The following is a 20,876-nucleotide window of genomic DNA, read 5'->3' on the forward strand; positions in this document are numbered from 1 at the left end:
CCCTAACTACCTAATACGAATCAATCATCTGCGCCGTCATCATGGCCTTCGCCGCCAATCCCGTCTGATCGATAAGCTCGATCTCGAGCTTGGTCGCTTTGCGGCTCATCTCGAGCGCGCGGGGGACGATCGTAATCTGGCTGTCAATCTGGACCGGCTTAACAAAAAAGGCGGTCATCCCGTCAATCAGATAGTCCCGTTTGCCTGCGTCCCGGATCATCTGCCGTCCGGCCAAGGTCATCAAGGTGACCAATATTCCTTCGGACACCATGCCAAGGGAACCGGACATCTGAGGCGTAATGGCCCCTTTGTAGATCGGCACGCCATCCGCTTCCTCCGCATCAAAGCCGGACCAGATCAGATCGTCAAAGGTCTCTCCGATCTCCTGCTGCTTGCCGGCAAAACGGAGCGCGTCAAGCAGCTGCTGGCGGGTTACGACACCTAGGAGCTTCCGGTGACGGTCCACAATCGGCAGCAGGTCAATCCCTTCCGCCGCCATCGTATGCGCCGCCGAAGTCACCGCAATATTAGGCGCGGCCGTGATCGGATGCCGGGTCATCAGCTTGTCGATCGAACTATCATCCGATGAACCGGTTGCGTCCTTCGAAGTCATCATGCCAACAACTCTTCCGCGGTCATCAATAACCGGAAACCGGTAATTGCCGGTCTCGCGGCTCAGCTTATGAAAGTCGAGCAGCGTATTGCCGGAACGCAGCACGTCTGCCGGTCTGCTGAACGTCATCAAATCTTCGATGAGCATAATTTTTCGTTTGATCAGCCGGTCATACATCGCCCGGTTAATCATCGAGGCAACGGTAAACGTATCGTGCCGCGATGAAATAATAGGCAGTCCGTTCTCGTCGGCCAGCGCCTTCACTTCCTCGCTTGGCTCGAATCCCCCTGTAATCAGAACGCCCGCTCCTTGCTCAAGGGCCAGTCGATGCGCGCCAACCCGGTTGCCAACAATAAGCAGGCTGCCTTCATCTATGTAGCGAAGCATCGCATCCAGCTCCATGGCGCCGATAACAAATTTGTGCAGCGACTTGTCCAATCCCGACATGCCGCCAAATATATGCCCCTCGACGATCTCCGCCACCTCGCCGAAGGTCAGCTGATCCAGCGCCTCGCGTCTTCTCCGGTCAATGCGGACCGTCCCGATTCTTTCCTTCGTGCTTACAAGTCCTGAAGCTTCCGCTTCCTTAATCGCCTTATAAGCGGTTCCCTCGCTGACGCCAAGCGCCTTCGCGATCGCTCTAACCGAGATCTTCTCGCCAATATCCAGCGTCTCTATATATTGCAAAATTTGTTCGCGTTTCGTGCTTGTATCCATTCCGGAAACGGATGCCACCGGCACCGCCCTCCCCCAATTAAACCTTCGTTCGTTTCATTCCATTATACCAGTCGATAGAGACGGCTGCGACCTTTAGTCCTGCATCCACCTCTTCACCCTCTGCCCCGGTACAACGATATTTGTCGAACACCTGCTGAAGGGACTGCACCGTAAATGCTTCTTGCGTTCCTTTAAATATAAAGGAGTACCAATCATAATTGATAGGTACGGGATACTTCTGCTTCAGAATCGGATAATTCTCAATAACGACGGATTGAGGAGGGATTTCCGGATATTGGCTGGAAAATAAAAACGATCCCTTCTCGCTGAATGGCCTTGCGATCGGCTCCGACTGCAGGCTCATCTGATATTCCACCTGCTGCGTGCGCGGATTCACCCTGCAGTTAAAGCTGCCGTGCGCTTTCGCCGATTTATTGGTCTTATGTAAAATGCGGTACGTGAACTGCACCTGAAACCGCATATGCTGATAGTAAGCTTGTACGTTTCGAAAAAACTCAAACTCATCAACCATAAGCGTTGCTCCTTGTTAAAAAGTTCCTGTTAAGGAAATGATGTTAATAGGTAGAACCTTTTTACACAATTATAATAAAAAGCATAACCTTTGGCCAATGACTATAGGCACTATTTTTAATAAGGACTATAAGACGTTGTTGCCGGGATAGGAAAGCTCTATCTTAAGGCTGAGGTGACGAATGTGAACGAAATCAGCCGAAATATCGGTGAGAATATACGGGCAATACGCAAACAAAAAGGCTTCAGCCAGGAGCAGCTGGCTTTGCGGGCCGAAATTAACGGCTCTTATATGGGTCAAGTGGAACGCGGCGAGAAGAGTCCAACGGTCGATGTTTTAAGCAAAATTGCCCATGCTCTCCAATGCCCGCTTGAGCAGCTGGTCCATATCCCCGGCACACCTCACGAGGAAAGCACCTATGCGGAGAAAATCGCTTCTCAGCTTCAAGGTCTAACCGCCAAGGAACAAGAGGCCGTATACAAATTCGTCAAGCAGCTTGTTCAGTTCAAAGCTATCGATTAAACGCGCGAATGCGCACGCCATCCTCTCAAAGAGAGCGCTGTAATCAAGGCGAAACGGCTAACGCCGACCCTTGGCGCTTCGCGTTTCAATCCGGAAAAACCGTGTTTAAAAGATAAAAAGCCCCCTTGCGGGGGCACGGGCTTTGCGTATACCTTAACCTCTTGCACTTCGGTTCGAACCCCTGTCCACCGCCTGCTGCAGCCTGCGCTCCCAGGCATTTCTCTTCACCCGCTTGATGCGGTCCAGTTCCTTCTTCTTCTGCTCGTTCATCCAGAGGAGCGCATTTAAGTGAGCGGCAATGACGAGCAGCGCAAACAACGTCCACACTACCCCGAATATCGTCACAGCATTCCATGGACCCGTAAGATCCAGTTTAGGCACTCCGTAGAACAGCATCGCCAAAGCAACTGCCAGATAAATCATATGCCGGGCTTTTCCCCTCATTCATCTCAACTCCCGCTTCCTTAGCTTTTGCTTGTCCGCACCACTATCCTATGAAGACAAACCGCCTAATATGACACCCCACTAATTTCTTTGGCCAATCACCAAGGGGTAGATGTCCTCATATGATGAAGTAATTCCGTGTAAAACACCTATGGGCCTTTATCCGCTTTTCGTCATCCTCCTGCTTGGAAGGAGATTTACACAATGCACAAATCGAAAGTAGCCGTTCAGCTTGTCAGCTCCGGCATGCTTCCGGAAGATACGATTATGCTCGGTGAAGCCTACCTGAAGCAATGGCATATTTCTAACAGCGTGTCGATCGTATTGAGGTTCGGGACATTCCGGAAAACGGTGAAGGTGATCCCGGTACCGAAGTACGACGGAATGCGTATCAACCAGTCGCTTGCCAGACAGATGGGCATTCTTGGCAGCACCACCCTTCGCCTGACCTACGATTCCTCATCTTCCACGCTCAGGCTTGGGCCTCTCATCGGCGTTCTGATCAGCCGTGATTATCCGAGCGCGCCCGACAAACCGTTTGGCACGATTACGATGTTCTGCAAGGAATTGGTCGACGGCTGCGCGAATCAAGGAGCGCATGTTTACTTTTTCACTCCGAACCATATCCAGGGAAGCAGCGACAAGCAAATCGAAGGGTGGACCTTTGCGAACGGCTGGAAACGGGCAAAGCTTCCTCTGCCGGATGTCGTGAACAACCGCCTGACGTCCCGCAAGCTGGAAAGCCGGTCTGTTGTACAGCAGTTTTTTAATGAGATAAAGAGCACCCATCATGCCAGCCTGTTTAACGAAAAGTTCCTGGACAAATTGGAAGTCTTCGATGCGCTTAAAAAGGACGAAAGCGTCCGGCGCTACCTGCCGGAATCGCATATTCTCCGCAACTATACTACGCTGAAATCGATGTGCTCCCGTTACAGCAATGTATTCCTCAAGCCTTCCAAAGGCAGTCTCGGCAAAGGCATTATCCGAGTGACCAGGCTCGAGGGAGACAGCTATCAAGCGCATTTCACAACCGGCACGGGAACAAGACGACAGGTATACCCGAGCCTTGAGAAGCTGTTCTCGAGCATTTCAACCAAGATGAAAACCATAAAATATCAAACCCAGCAAGGACTCAATCTGATCGAGATTCAGAAGCGGCCGGTCGACTTCCGCGCTGTGGTCCAGAAGAACGCATCAGGCAAATGGACGCTCACTTCCGTTGTGGCACGAACCGCGAGCAGCCAGCATTTCGTCTCCAATCTCGCACGCGGCGGAACGCTCAGCACCGTTAACGATGCTGTCGCACGCTCCAATATTTTTGCCGGCAAGGAAGGGGCCTCCAAACGTCTTCGTACGGCAGCCCTGATGATTGCCGAAGGAATCGATAAGCATATTCCGGCGCATTTCGGCGAACTGGGAATCGATTTGGCGCTGGACACGAGCGGTCGCGTTTGGCTGCTGGAGGTAAACTCCAAGCCTTCGAAGAGCGACAATACGCCTCTCAATCAGGAAAACGACAACAAGATCCGACCATCGGTCCGAAATGTCATTCAATACTCCCGCTTCCTGTCGGGATTCTAACCGGAGGGCATTATGAAGGCTGCGCTTGCGAGTGTAGGACTGTATGTCGCTTCTATAGACACCGGTGTTGAGCCGGAGAACGGTACTTCGGGCAAAGGCCGCAGCATTAAGCTGCCGGAGCCTGCATTTGCGCGAATGCTCAGCGAAGCGGCCGGCCGGCTCGCCATTGATCTGTATGTCTTCTCCCCCGCAGAATACGAGGAAAAAACCGGACAGCTGGCAGCCTTCCGGCTTCGCAATGGAAGCTGGGTGAAGGAGCCCTGTCCGCTGCCGGATATTATCTATGACCGCTGCTTCTACCGGACGGCCGAAGAACGCATGTTATGCAAGGCGGCATTAAGCGCCATCCGGGAACGGAAGCCCGTTCCGACATTAAACGGAAGCCTGCCCGGCAAATGGGAAGTATACGGCACGCTCCGCCAGGACTCCCGTCTGGCAGCGCTGCTTCCGCAGACGACCCTGCTCGAACGCGAGGATACTCTTTTGCACCTGCTAAAGAGCTGTCAAGAAGAGCTGTTTCTGAAGCCATCCGCGGGCATGCAGGGAAAAGGAGCCATTCATTTGAAGCAATCCCTTTTGGCCCGCGAGTGGACTGCGGAAGGGAGAAACCGTAAAAATATCCCCTTTCGCCGCCGGTTTGACCACTATTCCTCATTGGCACAATGGATCGGGCGATTCATGGGGCAGGCGACTTATATCGCACAGCCCTATCTGCAGCTTACAGACCCGGACGGCAATCCGTTCGACCTTCGGGTGCTTGCGCAAAAAAACGGCAAGGGATGCTGGGGCGTAACCGGCGCGGCGATCCGTACCGGACAGTCCGGAACCGTCACGTCAAACCTTCACGGCGGCGGAAAAGCATGCCGGCCTAAAGAGTATTTGTCCCGTCTGTTTGGAGAAGAAAAAGCAGAACGGATCATGAATAAAATAATAGATGCCAGCCTGCGGGCAGCAGAGAAGCTGGAAAACAACTACGGACGATTAGCCGAGCTGGGCATAGATTTCGGAATAGAGCCGGACGGACGGATATGGCTGCTGGAGGCAAATGCCAAGCCGGGGCGTTCCTCTTTCCGGCAAGCCGGCGACGGCCAGGCAGAGCGGCTGTCCGTTGAGCTGCCGCTCCGATATGCCCGTCTGCTCACGCAGCGGCTTAACAAACCTTTGATCATAAATGACTCCGCAACAGGTCGGATCCAGAACTGTCAGGTAGACAGGAGAATCCGGTCTGATAACGTTCAGGAGGTTCACCCATGAGCTTGACAACTTGTAACGTCCATTTCTCGCAACAATCGGATAAAGTCATTTATTTATCCAACACGCTTCTCAAGGAGCTGAAGCTGTCCGGCAAAAAAACCGTTCACCTGAAGCTTGGCAAAGAAGTGATCACAACTGCCGTCAGGCCTGTCAGGCGCCAAGGCAATCATCTTTATTTGTCCGCCGGGGTCAGACAATACATTCGGGTACCCAAAACCGGCAACATCTTCGTCCACAAAAACAGCGAAAACGAGGTGCAGATCGGACCGCTTATCGGCGTATTGAGCGATTCGGGCTATTCCGAATCGGGTGGCCAGCCGTTTGGCATGAGAACCAGCTTTATCAAGCAGATTATCCGTGCGGGCGACCGGAAAGCCTTCCTGTTCGGTTTCACCCCGCAGGACATCAACTGGCAGCAGGAGACGGTACTCGGCCACTTTCTCAACTCGCAAGGAGGCTGGTACCGCAAGACCGTTCCGCTTCCGGATGTCGTCTATAACCGGCTCCGGAGCCGCAAAGCGGAGACGTCCAATTATATCGGTTCGCTTCGCGAAAGGCTTCTCCGGAAGAAGATTCCTTTCTTCAATTGGGGCTTCTTTAACAAATCGGATGTATATAAGCTGCTGGATAACGATCCCGAAGCTCTGCAGCATTTGCCGGAGTCGGTTTCCGCTCCAACGGGCGAGAAGCTGAAGCAGCTGCTTGAGAAGCATCATTTTGTCTATTTCAAACCGACAGCAGGCAGTCTTGGCGTCGGGATCTACCGATTAACCTACCATCCGAAGCGCGGCTACTTCGCCCGCTACCGGAAGAACGGAAAAAACGTTCTGCTGCGCTTCTCCTCCTTCAACAGCCTGTATAAAATGCTGCAGTCGCGGCATGGGGCCACTCTTAGCAGCTACGTCGCGCAGCAGGGCATCAGGCTGGTGGAGATTGACGGCTGCCCGCTCGATTTCCGCTTCCACATGCATAAGAACGGACAGAACGAATGGGTACCTGCAGGCATCGGCGCGAAGAAAGCCGGCAAAGGCAGCGTAACAACCCATGTAAAAAACGGCGGCTCGCTGATGACGCCGGAGCAGGCGCTGAACCGCGCGTTTGGCGCAAGAGGAAAAGAGATTCTGGAGAACGCGAAAAAGGTCTCCATCAAGATGGCTGAGGCGATTGAACGCAATTATCCGCACCGGCTCGGCGAGCTGGGCCTCGATATCGGCATCGACAAAGATAACGATATCTGGATGTTTGAAGCCAACGCAAAGCCGGGACGCTCCATCTTCAAGCACCCTTCCCTTGAGGCGGAAGGCCGTGCGTCTATAGATTGCATCATCGATCATTGCTTGTACCTCAGCAAGTTTCAAGGAGGGAACAGCTAATGGATCTTAAAGCATCGAAGAAAGAAGAGGTGTATGATCGGCCGGCTGGACGCCTGGTACTCGCCATACTGACGATTGAGAATGACGAACAGTTTTTCCGGGGCAACCGGAATAACTTTGCCGACATTATCCGAATGGGTCAAGACAAAGGATTTCTTGTCTATGTGCTCACCGTAAAAAATCTGGTCTTTAACCGTTCCAGCCTGCGGGGATTCGTCTATATCGAACAGAAGGATACATGGCAGCAGCGCTTGCTGCCTTTCCCGGATATTATCTATAACCGGATTCCGCAGCGCGAGGACGAGATGCTGCCTGCCGTCCGGAACAAAATTGCCGCTTGCATGAGGGATCCGCGAATCAAATTGTTCAATCCTTCCTTCTTCAATAAATGGTATTTATTCGAATGGCTGCGCGGCAGCAAGTTAACCAAACCTTTTATACCGGCAACACGCAAGCTGCTGACCGCGGCAAGACTGGAAAGAATGCTGCAGAAGCATCCCTTCCTCTACCTGAAGCCGGAGAGCGGCAAAGCCGGCAAAGGGATTATGACCGTGCGAGTACAGCCTGACAAACCGCTTCCGTATCTGCTTAAGGTGCAGGAGAACAAAAAAAGCTCCACCTTCAGCTGCGCGGACTTTCAAAAGCTGTGGAACCGCATCAAGAAGGAATGCGGCAGCGAGCCTTATATCGCCCAGCAAGGCATTCAGCTTGCTTCCTTTAATGACCGCCGATTCGACCTCAGGGCTCTCGTGCAAAAAAACGAGCGCGGCAAATGGGATTTGACCGGCATTGGCGCAAGGGTTGCCGGCTCCTCCAGCATTACGACCCATGTCCCAAGAGGCGGTTCCATCGAAGATCCCGAAAAGCTGCTGAAAAGCTCCTTCAACGCCGACCAGGCAAGAAGGATTCTGATTAAAGCCAAGAAAACCTCGATTATGATCGCCAGACAGATTGAAAAAGGCTCCGGCTTTATGCTTGGCGAAATGTCCATGGATCTGGGCATTGACAGTCAAGGCCATATCTGGTTTTTCGAAGCCAACTCGAAGCCGATGAAGTTTGACGAGCCGCATATCCGGCAGAAGTCGCTTGAACGGATATTTCAATACAGCACCTATCTGGCCAGAATGAGAAATGAACGAATAAAGCAGGAGGCGATGAGATAAATGGAACTGCAGCTGCTTACCCCCGAACAATGGGCGAAAGAACGCAAGAGATTGATTGATTTTGCCGTCCGTTTCGGGGAGAAGCGGCTGACGGTTGCAGCCATCCATTCGCTTCGCCGTCTGCAGCCCGAGCTGCTCTCGCAGGAGGAGAGCGGGACCGTTATTGCGGTTGCGCGGCTTGGCAGCCGAATAGTGGGACTTGGCTATGCGGAGGAAGCAGGAGAAAAGGGCTGCATCGTTGTAACCCACCCCGAGGCTCGCGGCCTTGGGATGGGGAACGCGTTGATGGAGGCCATTATGAAAAAGCTGGGGAAATTAACCTGTCAGGTTGCGCTCGACAACGTGCCCAGCCTGACTCTCTTCTTCGGCCTCGGCATGAAGGCGGTGTCCATGTCGACCGGACCTACCGGCAAGCCAACGCTGCGTTTCGAATGGTCACAAGATACGACAAAAGGGGCTATCCCGCCGTCACTAAAATGACGTTGGGATAGCCCTTTTGATATTCGGATGTAACCATCCATTAATTCGAGCTTACCTTCACGTTGTTCGCCGTTGCCCAGCTGCCCACAGGAGCAACCTCATATTGAACGCCGGCTCCAAGCTTGCCGTTATTCTGAAGCTCAAATACGCCAACGGCGCCTTTACGGGTCTGCACTTTGTATTGCGCCGTCAAGGTTGTCCCGTCAGAGCCTTTAAGCTCAATGGAACGGTAAGCAAACAACTCGTCGCCGGGATCCGCCGTCAGCGTAACGTTCAACGTTGTGTCGCTTACCTTGTCGACAGCTCCAATCTCAAGTGGCGCAATGCTCTGCGCGGTAAACGTGCAGTTCCTCACGGCGAACCAGTCCGAAGTGACCGAATATTTTACGCCCGGCTGCAAAGTCTTGCCCGCCGGCAGACGGAATTTAGGCTCTTGCTTGCCGTCCGTCGATTGCGTAAAGCCTACATAATTGACCGTCATCTGCTCTCCGGTCTCGGATGTGAGTACAGCTTGTCTTGTCGCAAGCAACGAAATAATTTGCATCTGCCGGCCGTTAAGCTTATTGTTCTCGTCCAATACAACGGCATCGGCGCCGCGGCCGCCGGCATAAGCGGAAATGAGATAACCGTAATCAATAACGCCGCCGGTACGGAACGACTCGATTTCAAACGTATCGGAAGCAACCTGGCGTGCATTCTGAAGCTGGATCAACTCATTGCTTGCCGCAACCGTAAAGTCCTGCTTGCCTTTATAGTTCAAGGAATACGTTGTGCCCGGCTTCATCGTCTGCACGGGAATAATATAAGTCGCGATAGCTCCGGTCTTCAGGCGAGGCTGGTTAACCAGCTTAATGCCGTCGCTAAAGGTGAAATTGGCATTGGCCTGATCCGTTGTTTCGTCCGCGATGGTAAGGGGAGCCGTGAAGGTCACCTCGAATGTGATTTTGTTAAGGGCCTTGATGGATACGATCTCCGCATTAGAGGAACGGATCGCTTGTTCCGACAGGACGAGAAGCTTCGCCGCATCGCCCCGGTTCAATTGCTTGCCGTCAATCTTCATGCCCGACATCCAGTATTGGACCGATTTCGCATCCCGCTGCAGCGCTTTGGCAATATACTGGGCAGCATCCGCGCTGGATGCCGGCTGATTAGGCTGGAAGCCTTGCGCGCTTTCGAGCAGTCCGGCAGCTACGGCCGCGTCAACATAAGCGGTATACCACTTATTATTAGTAGCCTTGGAATCGGAAACCGTCTCCAGATCAAGCGCAAGCACAATCATCTTGATAAGCTCGGCATTCGTTATCTTTTTCTCCGCGCGCATCGTTCCGTCTTCATAGCCTTGCAGCACCTTTTGACTAACGAGCTGCTGGATGACTTGCTCTACCGATTGATCAAAGTAAGCCGAAGCGCTAGCGACCGGACCTGCAGCAGCCGCCTTTGCCTGGACGGGCAGAAGCGCTCCTCCTCCTATTAAAACCGTTAAAGCCGCGATAGCCGCCTTTTGCTGGATCTTCTTCATAACTCATCTTTCCTTCCCCGTTTAAAGTGATTGCCTGTTCTGAATCTATCTTAGGCCGCCGCTCTAAATTCGCCGAAAAGAAAGTCTAAACAATTTATAAATTGTTAGATAACTTTTTACAAAATGACGTTAAACCGTAAAACGGTATCCCGCTCCCCAAACGGTCTCGATAAATTGGGGATTGGAAGGGTCGGCCTCAAGCTTCTCCCGGATTCGCGATATATGAACGGTCACCGTCGCAATATCCCCGTTCGAATTCAGCCCCCAAATCTTCTCGAACAGCTGATCCTTGCTGAATACCCGGTTCGGATTCGTGGCCATAAAGACGAGAACTTCAAATTCCTTCGCCGTAAGAAATACCTCCTGATCATGCACAAATACGCGATGGGAGGATGGATGAATCGTCAGCTCGCGGATGCGCAGGCTGTCGTCCGGATTACTCTTCTGCCCGCTCTTGAACCGTTCGTATCGTGCCAGATGGGCCTTGGCTCTTGCTACCAGCTCGTTAGGACTGAAGGGCTTTGTCACAAAATCATCCGCGCCAAAGCCAAAGCCGCGGATCTTATCCAGCTCTTCGTTTTTGGCGGACACAATAAGAATCGGCACATCCAGCCGTTCCCGGATCGTCTTGCAAATCTCGAACCCGTTCATGCCCGGAAGCTGAATATCCAGTATGATCAAATCGTAATCCCCGCTTAACGCCTGCTTCAGTCCGTCCTGCCCGTCATGGCAAATCTCCGCTTCATACCCGTGCAGCGCAAAATAGTCCTTCTGCAGCTCCGCGATATAGGGATCGTCTTCCACAATTAATATGCGCGTCATGCCGTCACCGCCTGTTATCGTTATCGCGCTCGTTTGAGCGTAAAGGAAATGCTTGTCCCCCGGCCAAGCTTGCTGCTTGCCCTGATCTTGCCGCCATGTCCTTCTATAATTTGCTGGGCAATGGCAAGGCCAAGCCCGCTCCCTCCGGCGACCGTCTGATTGCGCGAAGGCTCCGCCCTGTAGAAGCGTTCAAAAATATGAGGAATGGCTTCCTCGGGAATGCCGGGACCATTATCCGTAATTGTTATAACCACATCTTCCGTTTCTTGATTAACCGCAATCGCAATGCGCTTTGGCGGCTGATTCATATACTTGAGGCAATTATCAAACAGATTGATCAGAACCCGCTTCAGCTTTTCGCGGTCCGCAAGCACGAACAGCGGCTCTTCCGGAATATTCTCCCAGCTAACGTCCACATGCTGATTATGGAATTCAATCGACATATCGTCCGCCGTATTGTAGAGGAACGGGCTTAGCTCCAGCTTTTGGAACGAAAACGGCTCCTTCTTCAAATCCAGCTTGGAGAAATACAGAAGCTCGTTCACAAGCCGCTCCATGTCCGAAGCGCGGGTGTAAATCGCCGATACGTATTTGTTCAGCTTCTCTTCCGTGTTGGTGACGCCGTCCCGGATCCCTTCGGCATAACCCTTAATCGTTGTAATTGGCGTTCGCAAATCATGCGAGATGTTCGAGATCAGCTGCTTGCGGTTCTCCTCGTAATGGAGCTGCAGCTGAATCGATTCGTATAGCCTTTGGCGCATTTGGTCAAAGGTTTGGACAAGTTGCCCAACCTCATCCTTCGAAGCCGCTTTAAGCTCAAACGTTAAATCCCCATCCTTGATATGCTCGGCGGAACGCCTTAGCTGGTCCAGCGGTTTAATGATTTTCCGGGTGACATAACGGTACAGCAGAAAGCCGGTAAGCAATAAGATAACCGCAAACAATCCGATCAGAATCGGAAGCATTCTGCGGATGACCTGGGCAAACGGACTTCTCTCATGAATGACGAAGATACTGCCTTTCTCCTTCGATTCCGGCGAGAAATAAAAATCGAATTTGGAATAGGAGAAAAAACGGCTCCCGGCGTTAAGCGTATTGCGGATGACGTTGTTTCCCATATCGTAATCAGGCAGGATTGACGGGAAATCAACGCCGCTAAGCGAAGGCGCCGCGTACAGAATCGAATCGTTTACCCGGACGACAAGCGCCGCTTTTTGCATCTTCAGATCGGTATTGTACTTCTCCAGCAGTTTCGTATTTTTCAACTGTTCCGGATCGTTTTTCGCCAAATACTTCAGATCAAGAAAGAGACTCTCTTCTTCTTCGGAGAGCGGATGAAGCGAATAATGGATTTTGTAAAAGTTATTGAAGCTGCGCACATCTCCCGTTACGGCAACGGACAGCAAATAGGAAGACAGAACAAAAAGTATAACCGATACAATAACGACCGAGGTAAACGAAAGCAACAATCTGAATCGCAAGGACAATATACATCACCGCGCTCTGTATTATTTTTGCTAAGTGTAAGCTATTTCGGCATCACCTAAACGCGATTTTAGGAATGGTGCCCATTAAAGCATAACAGAAAGGTGTAACAACTCCGCAAACAACCTATAAACAATTTATAAACGGCAATGAACGGAAAAATGGCGTCACAGTACGAATCCTCTGTGACGCCATCTTATTCGTTATTTTAGTAAGCTTAACAGCTCCGGCATAGCCTGAATGCATACGTCTGCATCTGCCAGCTCGGAGTCGCGTCCGTATCCGGCATACGCGCAGCCGATTGCGACAAGGCCGTTGCCTTTTGCCGCTTCCACATCCGAGGAACGGTCGCCAACCATCCAGGCGGTCTTGACCTGATGGTCGCTGAGCAGCCTGGCGACGAGGTCAACCTTGCTAGCCGTCTGGAATTCGCCTGCGCTGTACAAGCCGTCGAACAGCTCCGCAATGCCTTGGAAACGCGCCACTTCTTTGACGTAAGCCTCCAGCCCGTTGCTTGCCACAAACAGCTTTATACCCTGCTCCTTCAGGCTCTTCAGCGTTTCCGCGGTTTGAGGGTACAATCTTCCTCTTCCCGCTTCCAGCTCCTCCAGCTCATACTGCACCATAAGTTCATCGGCGCGAAGACGCGCGGCTTCCGAGCTGCCCGGCATCAGCTTCCGCCAGATATCCTCGAGCAGCATGCCGAGGCAGCCAAGCAAATCATCGAGCGGAGGAGTACGGTCGTAAAGTCCTTCCTCGCGCAAGGTACGGAACAACCGCTCGTGTACCGTTTCCAGCAAGGTTGCTGTTTCAAACAAGGTGCCGTCCATATCAAAGATTACCGCTTCCGGCCGGTCAAATTGGATCGCCATGACATTTTCCCCCTTTGAAGTCTGCCATTATCATAATGGATAGGGAATCATGCCGCAACCTTGCAGCCAAGATTACTTCGTGCCTTCCAGCCACTTGTCGACCTGTTCCGAATGGCTGTCGGCCCAGGCTTTCGCCGCTTCTTCCGGGGACTGCCCTTCCTGGATCGCAACCATGACCTCTGCCATATCGTCCGCCGTCCAGTTAAACTGGTCCAGCAGCGTATAAGCATCGGACTTATCCGATTTCAGATCTTTACTGGCAATGGTATGGATGCTTTCTTCACCGCCGTACACACCTTTTGGATCCTCCAAATATTTCAGATCCATGTTGGCAAACATCCAATGCGGCGTCCAACCCGTCACGATAATCGGCTTCTTCGCTTCGTAAGCCTTCTGCAGCTCGGTCGCCATAGCGGCCGAGGAGCTTTCGATCAGCTTCCATTTACCGTCAAGACCATAATCCTTCAGCGCTTTTTCAGTCGATTGCATAATGCCGGCTCCAGGCTCAATCCCGATGATTTGGTAATCAACCGATTTGCCGGTTGCGTCGTTATTCAGATCTTCTATCGAGTTTTCCTTCATATAGGATGGAATAACAAGCCCTGTTTTTGTTCCTTCGAGGTTTGGACCAAGATCCTCTACGCTGCTCCCGTATTTCTCCAGATACGAGGCATGCGTGGTTGGAAGCCAAGCCGCTACCATGGCATCGGCACTGCCGTCCGCAACTCCCGCCCACATTGGGCCTGCATCGACTTGCAGCATTTCAACGGAATAGCCCAATTTTGATTCCAACACATATTTGACGACATTTGTGCTTGCAATCTCCGAATCCCAAGCCACGTATGCCAGTTTAATTTTTTTAGAGTCCGTTTTTTGTGAGCAGCCTGCTAGCGCCGCTACCAGTACGATTGCCGCCGTTAATACCAAGCCCCATTTTTTCTTCAACATGCTTCACCTCTAGCGTTTATTTTTTTTCACGATATGGTTAGACATCCGGTCAAGTAAAATGGCCAATACGACAATGGAAATCCCCGCTTCAAAGCCGATTCCGGTTTTCGTCTGGGTAACCGCGCGGTATACGTCGGCCCCTAGTCCCTGCGCCCCGATCATGGAAGAAATAACAACCATGGACAGCGACAGCATAATCGTCTGATTAATTCCCGCCATCATGGTAGGAAGCGCCATGGGCAGCTGCAGCTTGAACAGCTTCTGGTTAGGCGTTGATCCAAATGCATCGGCTGCTTCCACCAGCTCTGCGGGCACCTGCCGGATACCGAGATTCGTCAGGCGAATCGTTGGCGGTACCGCAAAAATAATCGATGCGATGACGCCGGGCACAACCCCCAGGGAAAAGAACGATACGGCCGGCAGCAAGTAGACAAATGCGGGCATCGTCTGCATTAAATCAAGCAAAGGAGTTATAATACCTTGCAAGAATGAACTTCTCGCGCACAAAATGCCGGTTGGCACGCCAATAATAATGGAGAGCAGCGATGCGGTAAGGACGATCGATAAAGTCTCCATGGCATGCTCCCAATAGCCTAGATTGTCAATCAAGAGCAGCCCGATAAGCGCAAATGCGGCAACCTTCCATTTTCCGAGGAACCAGGCTAACGCCGTAATAATCAGAATCATAAGGATTGAAGGACTGAAGAGAAGAACATTATGCAGAAAATCAACGATGGAGCCTATAATCAGGCGGATGAAGTCAAACAAAGGGGTAAAATGATTTTCTAACCAGCTTTCCAATGATTCAATCCAGTTGCCTAACGGAAGTTTCGGAATATTATTCACTTTGCACCACCTGCCTCTGGTATGGCGTTCCCGGCAAGTGCGGCAAACACGGCTCCGCGAATGACGATGCCAAGCAGCCGGTTGGTGTCATCCGTTACCGCGAGCGGAATGCTCGACGCTGCCATAGGTTCAAACAATTCATTAATCGGTGTTGCCGAGTCTATAGAAGGCACTTCCTTGATCAGAATATCTCCTAGCGACAAATTCTCTTTCAGTGCCGCGGAAGCAAGCTCTGCCGTGATGACGCCAAGAAGCTTCTTCCCTTTATCGGTCACATACAGACTCGATACCCCTTGCTCCTTCATAAGCTGAAGCGCAACACGCGGCCCGCGTTCCAAAGTAATCGTTGCAGGCTTCCGCATGACATGAGCAGCGGTCAATACTTTGGAGAGATCTACATCCTCTATAAATTTTTCAACGTACGGGGTAGCCGGCTTTATTAATATCTCGTCAGGTGTACCAATCTGTACGATAACGCCGTCTTTCATTAACGCAATCTTGTCCCCGATGCGCAAAGCCTCGTCAAGATCGTGGGTAATGAAAATAATCGTCTTCTTCATGGTGGACTGCAGCTGCAATAATTCATCCTGCATGTCTTTGCGGATCAGCGGATCAAGCGCGCTAAACGCTTCGTCCATAAGCAGAATGTCCGGGTCGTTGGCCAGCCCTCTGGCCAAGCCGACACGCTGCTGCATGCCTCCGCTTAATTGATCCGGATAGCTGTTCTCCCATCCGCTCAGGCCTACTAGCTGTAAAGCTTGCTCAGCCATCTCCTTGCGCGCCTGCTTCTCGATTCCTTGAATCTCAAGGCCGTATTCTACGTTTTGCAGAACCGTCCGGTGAGGAAACAGAGCAAACTTCTGAAAGACCATTCCCATTTTTTTGCGACGGAATTGTCTGAGCTCTTTGGCGCTCATCTGAACGATATCCCGCCCTTCAAACAAGAGTTGACCGGATGTAGGCTCAATCAATCGATTCAACAAGCGGATTAAGGTAGACTTGCCGCTTCCGGATAAACCCATGATGACAAAGATCTGGCCTGCCTCAATCGAGAAGCTAGCCTGGTTTACCCCTACTGTCATTCTTGTTTCTTTTAGAATTCGTTCTTTCGTCCATCCCTGCTTGAGGAACTGCATCGCTTGCTCCGGGTGACTCCCGAATATTTTAGTCAGTTGTTTGGCTTCGATGATGGACATAATCTCCCTCCCTATTGCTTCGTAAGCATGAGCTCACTTTTTTTGGTCTGACGACAGTTTAGGCCTTTTGACCATAATTAGTCAACGTTAATATCCGTACGTAATTTACGTACAGTTTAAACTGTACGATGCTAATGCTCCTGATCCCTTCCATTTCCTCCATAATGCTTGTGGAAATGAAAGCTTTACATTTAATTTCAGATCGGCTTACAATAACAAATGAAGTGTGACAAGGTGACCCAGGAGGCAATTATGGACGAAAATATAGGCGGCTTAACGCCCGAGCAATCACGGTCGCTGCACGTATCCCGCCAGCGTGTGATTGACTCGATCGGAAAAAACATGGATCTTTACGGCATAACATTATCAATTGGTCATCTTTATGGTTATATGTATTTTCAGAACGACCCCATTACCCTGGATCAAATGAGCCAGCAGATGGGAATGAGCAAAACATCCATGAGCACCGGCATGCGGACGTTAATGGATTTGAAGATGATCGATAAGGTATGGGGCAAAGGCTCGAGGAAAGACTTTTACGAGGTTGTTCCCGACTGGTACCAGAACTTTACGGACTTCTTCTCGATAAAATGGCGGAAAGCCGTGGAAAGCAATATGGCCTCTCTGCAAAAGTCATTAAAAGAGATTCACGCGCTTCAGGCATCGGATCCCGATAACAGCACCTTGCAGGAAATCACTTCAGTCGATGAGCAGAAGATAAATGAAGCTCTTAAGTACTACCGCTGGCTGCACCGTTTGATCGATTCGTTTGAATCAGGAGAAATATTTGATTTTATACCTAAGGAAGACTAAATAAGAGAACCCTTTAGCGACTGGACTAAAGGGTTCTTGTTCATTTTTCGTAATACTAAATATTTATCACGCCTTCGATACAGGTAACGGCGTAGCCACCGATTAATATTTCTCCGGTATCCTTGAATTGAACTTCTACTCTTCCGTCTCGACCTACGCAGCTGCCCTGAGCCGCAACATAGTTCTGAACGTTTAACAGTTCAAGATTTCTAACTAGCGTTGCCACGCACCCGTTACCGCTGCCGCACACAGGATCTTCATTAATGCCTTCGTTAGGGGCAAACGACCTCACCTCAAGATCGGCATTGGCCCCTTCGGTCTCGAGCCCAAATACGGTTACGCCTGTTACCCCTGAAGGAATAAGGGTTGCCAGTCTCGCCATGTCAGGACGCAAGCATCGCACCTCATTTGCATCCGAAAGCTGAAGCGTAATCCAGACGGGCCCAACATCAATTTTCGCGCTTGCTTGTATGCTATGCGTTGGAATTCCCAAGTCCTTTGAAAGCCCCGCTAAGTCAGATGCTTGTACGCTCTGTACATGAGGCTCTGGCAAGGTGAGGAACAGCTTATGTTCATCAATAGCTATGGGAACCAGCCCGCTCCCGCATTCCTGCACCAAGCGTCCCTCCGTCATTGGTTTGCAGCCGCTTTTTAGCACGGCAAAGGCCGATCCGATAGTAGGATGTCCCGCAAAAGGAAGCTCGCTGTTCGGGGAAAAAATACGCAGCCTATAATCGGCTATCGGATTCGTAGGTGTGCAAATAAAAGTGGTCTCAGACAGGTTCGTCCAGTTTGCGATAGCCTGCATCTCTTCCGATGACAATCCATCCCCATCCATAACTACGGCAACGGGGTTTCCCTTAAATCGGATATCCGTAAACACATCCACTTGTTGAAATGGAATTTGGCGGTTCATTTCTATTCCTCCTCGTCGTATATAGATAATGACATTGGAGAGGAGAGGAATAAAGAACCATCATGCCGGATTTTTCGGTATTCGGTGGTTTCTTCTATCCGATGAACAACTGCATTCAAGTTATTCCTGACGTCTTCTCCATGGAATAAACGGCAGATACATCAGGCTGAATAAGACAAGGGCAATACCTTCTTCCGCTACCAAATAATACGGATACGGCCCCAATAAATCTAATAGAGACGCGCCTTCAGGCTTTTCCCTAAGGAACATATAGTTGGCACCCAGCAAGTAATCCGTACCTCCGACTACAACGAGAAGAATGTTCAGAAAAATCATCGTGATCCAGACGGATTTCCAAGTCGGCCGGAAGTTCCCGATCCACGTCATATAAAGGGGGGCAAGGATAATGGCGATATGAACGATAAAGAAGTGAAAAAACCGGAAATACGGATACGGATAATCCAAATCCGGCGTCAGCATCGCTTGCATCGCACCGCCGATACCGGCGAAAAATACAATCTGATACAGCAGTTTGCTTCGCGTAAACAACATAATTATCGCAAGTATTTGCGATATGCTGCATAGCTCAAGCGGAAGCGTATATTTAATGCTCCAAAGTCCCACGATGGCGTACCAATAATAAAGAAGAATTTGAGGTGCGAGAAGACCTAGGATGATGCTGTACCGGATGATGGTTTTTAAGGGAGTATTGCTCCTAATTTGCGCTCGGAAGCCATACAGAAGGAGCGCCAGCACAACCAATGCGGCAAGCATAAAGATGTGTGAAGCGGAGTAGGGAATAAATTCTTCTTCCACGTACCTTGCAAAAAACGAAGTCAAATCTTCCCTCTCCCTTCTCGAATACGGCCTTAATGCTGGGCAATAGGAATGGCTATCTTTGTATTATACTCCTTAATGTAATGGAATCCCCCTAACCCTAGAAACTCCGGTTTGTCCTGCGTCTGGACAGAGTAAGTCTGCTCTCTTAAAACATTTCCGTTCCCCAAATCCCAAGGACGCGAGGCGGATATCGAAGCGATTGGGACTTTTTTGCCGCCGGCTTGCACAAATAAATTGGCGGAGTCCAAAATGGTAAATTCTTTTCTAGCTATGACGATATCATAGCCGCTTTCGGTTTTCGTCACGCTTCGAATCCATAACTTCTCGTTGTTGATTTTGATGGAATGGTCGGAAGGCGACGTTAGCGGAATCGGCTCCGTTATCTTCCGGTAACCGCTGAATGTATCGAGTACAATTTCCAGCGATTCAATCTTATCCGTTGGGAGCACATCATAACTAAACTCGAAAGTAGGGGTGTTTTTCCCATCCAACCCGCCAGACCGGTAGCCAAAGGATTTAACCTCCGTACCATTGACAAAAAGCTTTGTTTTCCCCGGGAACATCGGGTGCCCTCCATTATTATTCAGTTCGTAATGCCCTCTGATGACCGTTGAAGTCGGAGAAGCTATGACGGAGTCATAATGAATCGTTCCTTCATCAACAGGCACTGCTCTTCCGATTTGCTCGTTAATGATGCTTTTCATCGCCTTATTGGCGTCAAATTTGAAGGAGATCGGATGTATTTCCTGCTCGCCGCTATCCAGCCGCTCACTGAAGTTCGCTGTTAAAGTTCGGGAAAACGGATTTACGGGCTCAAATTTATAAACGCCCTGGAACTGCGCCTTATCCTTGCTGTAATCAACGGAGCCTTCCGTCATTTTGGCATTCGTCAAAAATCCTTTTAATTTGGTTACGCCGTAACGGATAAATTCATCATTATTAAAGGTTAAGCCTTCCGGAAGCTTGATGGTGTAATACATAAGGAAGGCGTTATCGTCAGCAATAACTCCGTTAATCGTAATGACGGAGCCATCCTTAAACGTTTTGCTCTTGTTAACCGTTTGTCCGTAACCCTGCTCCGCTACTTCGGAGAAGCTAAGCGAGCTTAGCTCTACCCTGTTAAGCAGCTTACCTCCAATGTATGCAAACGCGGGGTATTGATACGTGGACACAATGATCAGCAGAGCCGCTGCTGCCGATATGCTCCACATGAGAGCCCTGTTATTCCTGCGCTTTTTGTCGGGAATCCGGTGAAGAGCCTGCCGCAACCGATCCTCCAATTCAGCCGGAGCCTGGATCTGATTCAAATTTTGTTTGTGCCTATGGATTTTATCCTCAATCGCATTCATAACGATCACCTCCGATAATCATCTTCAATTTCTCTTTGCCCTGCGAAATTCTTGATTTGATTGTTCCCAGCGGTACCCCTGTCATATCGGCAATCGTCTGATAAGGAAAGTCATGGACATAACGAAGTTCTATCGCTTCCCGCTGATGGGCATTCAGATGGGAAAGCAGCGTCTGCATATCCATCTCGGCTTCCGTGCTGCGATACGGATTTTCTTCCGTGAACCCATAGCCCCCTGCTTCCTGCTCATCCTCTAGCGGCGCGAACTTCCCGTTCTTGCGAAGCATGGCCCTGCAGCGATTTACCAGAATCGTTTTGCTCCAGCTGTAAAAGGCTTCTCTCTTTTGGAGCTGATCAATCTTTTCATATAAAGTGACTATCATATCCTCCATCGCATCCATCGCATCGTGCTCGTTCCCCATGTAAGTATAGGCAAGGCGATAATACGCGTCTTGGTCGGCCATGATTAGCTGCAATAAAGCTTCTTTATTGCCATTCTGGGCTTGTCTGACTAATCGTCTTACCCTCATGTTCTCTCCCCTTTCATAGATAAGAGCATGCTTGGGCTTAAGAAGTTCATTTTTTCGATAAA

Annotated in this window: 21 protein-coding genes; 7 read left to right on the forward strand and 14 right to left on the reverse strand. The window is 50.6% G+C overall.

All coding sequences use genetic code 11. The features are described 5' to 3' along the window. Positions 1-10 precede the first annotated feature (10 nt). Both WFK81_RS00850 and WFK81_RS00855 read right to left on the reverse strand, forming a co-directional pair. Positions 11-1,348 carry a DRTGG domain-containing protein gene (locus tag WFK81_RS00850; RefSeq protein WP_336784572.1) on the reverse strand — a complete coding sequence of 446 codons (1,338 nt, stop codon included), beginning with the start codon at positions 1,346-1,348 and terminating at the stop codon, positions 11-13. Between the two features lie 19 nt (positions 1,349-1,367). Beyond that, entirely contained in the window at positions 1,368-1,862 is a 495-nt protein-coding gene (locus WFK81_RS00855; protein ID WP_336784573.1) for a hypothetical protein, read from the reverse strand. A 174-nt stretch (positions 1,863-2,036) separates the two neighbouring features. On the opposite strand from WFK81_RS00855, the gene WFK81_RS00860 reads away from it, so the two are divergent. Beyond that, positions 2,037-2,384 (forward strand): helix-turn-helix domain-containing protein, encoded by a 348-nt coding sequence (locus WFK81_RS00860; protein WP_336784574.1) that lies wholly within the window; start codon positions 2,037-2,039, stop codon positions 2,382-2,384. 153 nt (positions 2,385-2,537) lie between these two features. Here the strand turns inward: WFK81_RS00860 and WFK81_RS00865 are convergent, their stop codons facing one another. Further along, complete coding sequence (locus WFK81_RS00865; protein WP_336784575.1) at positions 2,538-2,828, reverse strand: hypothetical protein; 291 nt, start codon at positions 2,826-2,828, stop codon at positions 2,538-2,540. 204 nt (positions 2,829-3,032) lie between these two features. Here WFK81_RS00865 and WFK81_RS00870 point away from each other — a divergent pair, with 204 nt between their 5' ends. The 5 genes from WFK81_RS00870 to WFK81_RS00890 are packed head-to-tail and all read left to right on the forward strand — an operon-like array spanning position 3,033 to position 8,679. Continuing rightward, complete coding sequence (locus tag WFK81_RS00870) at positions 3,033-4,409, forward strand: YheC/YheD family endospore coat-associated protein (protein WP_336784576.1); 1,377 nt, start codon at positions 3,033-3,035, stop codon at positions 4,407-4,409. 12 nt (positions 4,410-4,421) lie between these two features. Then, a complete protein-coding gene (locus tag WFK81_RS00875; RefSeq protein WP_336784577.1) occupies positions 4,422-5,663 on the forward strand; it encodes a YheC/YheD family endospore coat-associated protein in 1,242 nt (413 codons plus the stop codon). Then, entirely contained in the window at positions 5,660-7,036 is a 1,377-nt protein-coding gene (locus WFK81_RS00880) for a YheC/YheD family endospore coat-associated protein (RefSeq protein ID WP_336784578.1), read from the forward strand. Before WFK81_RS00875 ends, WFK81_RS00880 begins: the two co-directional genes overlap by 4 nt. Further along, positions 7,036-8,199 carry a YheC/YheD family endospore coat-associated protein gene (locus WFK81_RS00885; RefSeq protein ID WP_336784579.1) on the forward strand — a complete coding sequence of 388 codons (1,164 nt, stop codon included), beginning with the start codon at positions 7,036-7,038 and terminating at the stop codon, positions 8,197-8,199. The genes WFK81_RS00880 and WFK81_RS00885 overlap by 1 nt, the downstream gene beginning before the upstream one ends. Beyond that, entirely contained in the window at positions 8,200-8,679 is a 480-nt protein-coding gene (locus tag WFK81_RS00890) for a GNAT family N-acetyltransferase (protein WP_336784580.1), read from the forward strand. A gap of 40 nt (positions 8,680-8,719) precedes the next feature. Here WFK81_RS00890 and WFK81_RS00895 read toward each other — a convergent pair whose 3' ends face one another. From WFK81_RS00895 to WFK81_RS00925, 7 genes are all read right to left on the reverse strand, one after another. Next, positions 8,720-10,198, reverse strand: coding sequence for an S-layer homology domain-containing protein (locus tag WFK81_RS00895; RefSeq protein WP_336784581.1), 1,479 nt, complete (start codon positions 10,196-10,198; stop codon positions 8,720-8,722). Positions 10,199-10,327: 129 nt separating this feature from the next. After that, entirely contained in the window at positions 10,328-11,020 is a 693-nt protein-coding gene (locus WFK81_RS00900; protein WP_336784582.1) for a response regulator transcription factor, read from the reverse strand. A 20-nt stretch (positions 11,021-11,040) separates the two neighbouring features. Next, positions 11,041-12,507, reverse strand: a complete 1,467-nt coding sequence (locus WFK81_RS00905) for a sensor histidine kinase (RefSeq protein WP_336784583.1) — start codon at positions 12,505-12,507, stop codon at positions 11,041-11,043. Positions 12,508-12,708: 201 nt separating this feature from the next. Continuing rightward, complete coding sequence (locus tag WFK81_RS00910; protein WP_336784584.1) at positions 12,709-13,377, reverse strand: HAD hydrolase-like protein; 669 nt, start codon at positions 13,375-13,377, stop codon at positions 12,709-12,711. A gap of 72 nt (positions 13,378-13,449) precedes the next feature. Further along, positions 13,450-14,325 (reverse strand): glycine betaine ABC transporter substrate-binding protein, encoded by an 876-nt coding sequence (locus WFK81_RS00915; protein ID WP_336784585.1) that lies wholly within the window; start codon positions 14,323-14,325, stop codon positions 13,450-13,452. A 9-nt stretch (positions 14,326-14,334) separates the two neighbouring features. Continuing rightward, on the reverse strand, positions 14,335-15,171 hold the full coding sequence (locus WFK81_RS00920; RefSeq protein ID WP_336784586.1) for an ABC transporter permease: 837 nt from the start codon (positions 15,169-15,171) through the stop codon (positions 14,335-14,337). Beyond that, on the reverse strand, positions 15,168-16,367 hold the full coding sequence (locus WFK81_RS00925; protein WP_336784587.1) for a quaternary amine ABC transporter ATP-binding protein: 1,200 nt from the start codon (positions 16,365-16,367) through the stop codon (positions 15,168-15,170). The genes WFK81_RS00920 and WFK81_RS00925 overlap by 4 nt, the downstream gene beginning before the upstream one ends. Before the next feature lie 252 nt (positions 16,368-16,619). Between WFK81_RS00925 and WFK81_RS00930 the strand changes: the two genes are divergently transcribed. After that, on the forward strand, positions 16,620-17,180 hold the full coding sequence (locus WFK81_RS00930) for a GbsR/MarR family transcriptional regulator (protein ID WP_336784588.1): 561 nt from the start codon (positions 16,620-16,622) through the stop codon (positions 17,178-17,180). Positions 17,181-17,235: 55 nt separating this feature from the next. Here WFK81_RS00930 and WFK81_RS00935 read toward each other — a convergent pair whose 3' ends face one another. The 4 genes from WFK81_RS00935 to WFK81_RS00950 form a co-directional block, all read right to left on the reverse strand. Then, a complete protein-coding gene (locus WFK81_RS00935) occupies positions 17,236-18,096 on the reverse strand; it encodes a PhzF family phenazine biosynthesis protein (protein WP_336784589.1) in 861 nt (286 codons plus the stop codon). A gap of 120 nt (positions 18,097-18,216) precedes the next feature. Next, positions 18,217-18,936 (reverse strand): YwaF family protein, encoded by a 720-nt coding sequence (locus tag WFK81_RS00940; protein WP_336784590.1) that lies wholly within the window; start codon positions 18,934-18,936, stop codon positions 18,217-18,219. A gap of 29 nt (positions 18,937-18,965) precedes the next feature. After that, positions 18,966-20,285 (reverse strand): DUF4179 domain-containing protein, encoded by a 1,320-nt coding sequence (locus WFK81_RS00945; RefSeq protein WP_336784591.1) that lies wholly within the window; start codon positions 20,283-20,285, stop codon positions 18,966-18,968. After that, a complete protein-coding gene (locus tag WFK81_RS00950) occupies positions 20,272-20,814 on the reverse strand; it encodes an RNA polymerase sigma factor (protein WP_336784592.1) in 543 nt (180 codons plus the stop codon). Before WFK81_RS00950 ends, WFK81_RS00945 begins: the two co-directional genes overlap by 14 nt. Positions 20,815-20,876 lie beyond the last annotated feature (62 nt).

The organism is Paenibacillus sp. MMO-177 (assembly GCF_037147795.1).
Classification (GTDB): Bacteria; Bacillota; Bacilli; order Paenibacillales; family Paenibacillaceae; genus Pristimantibacillus.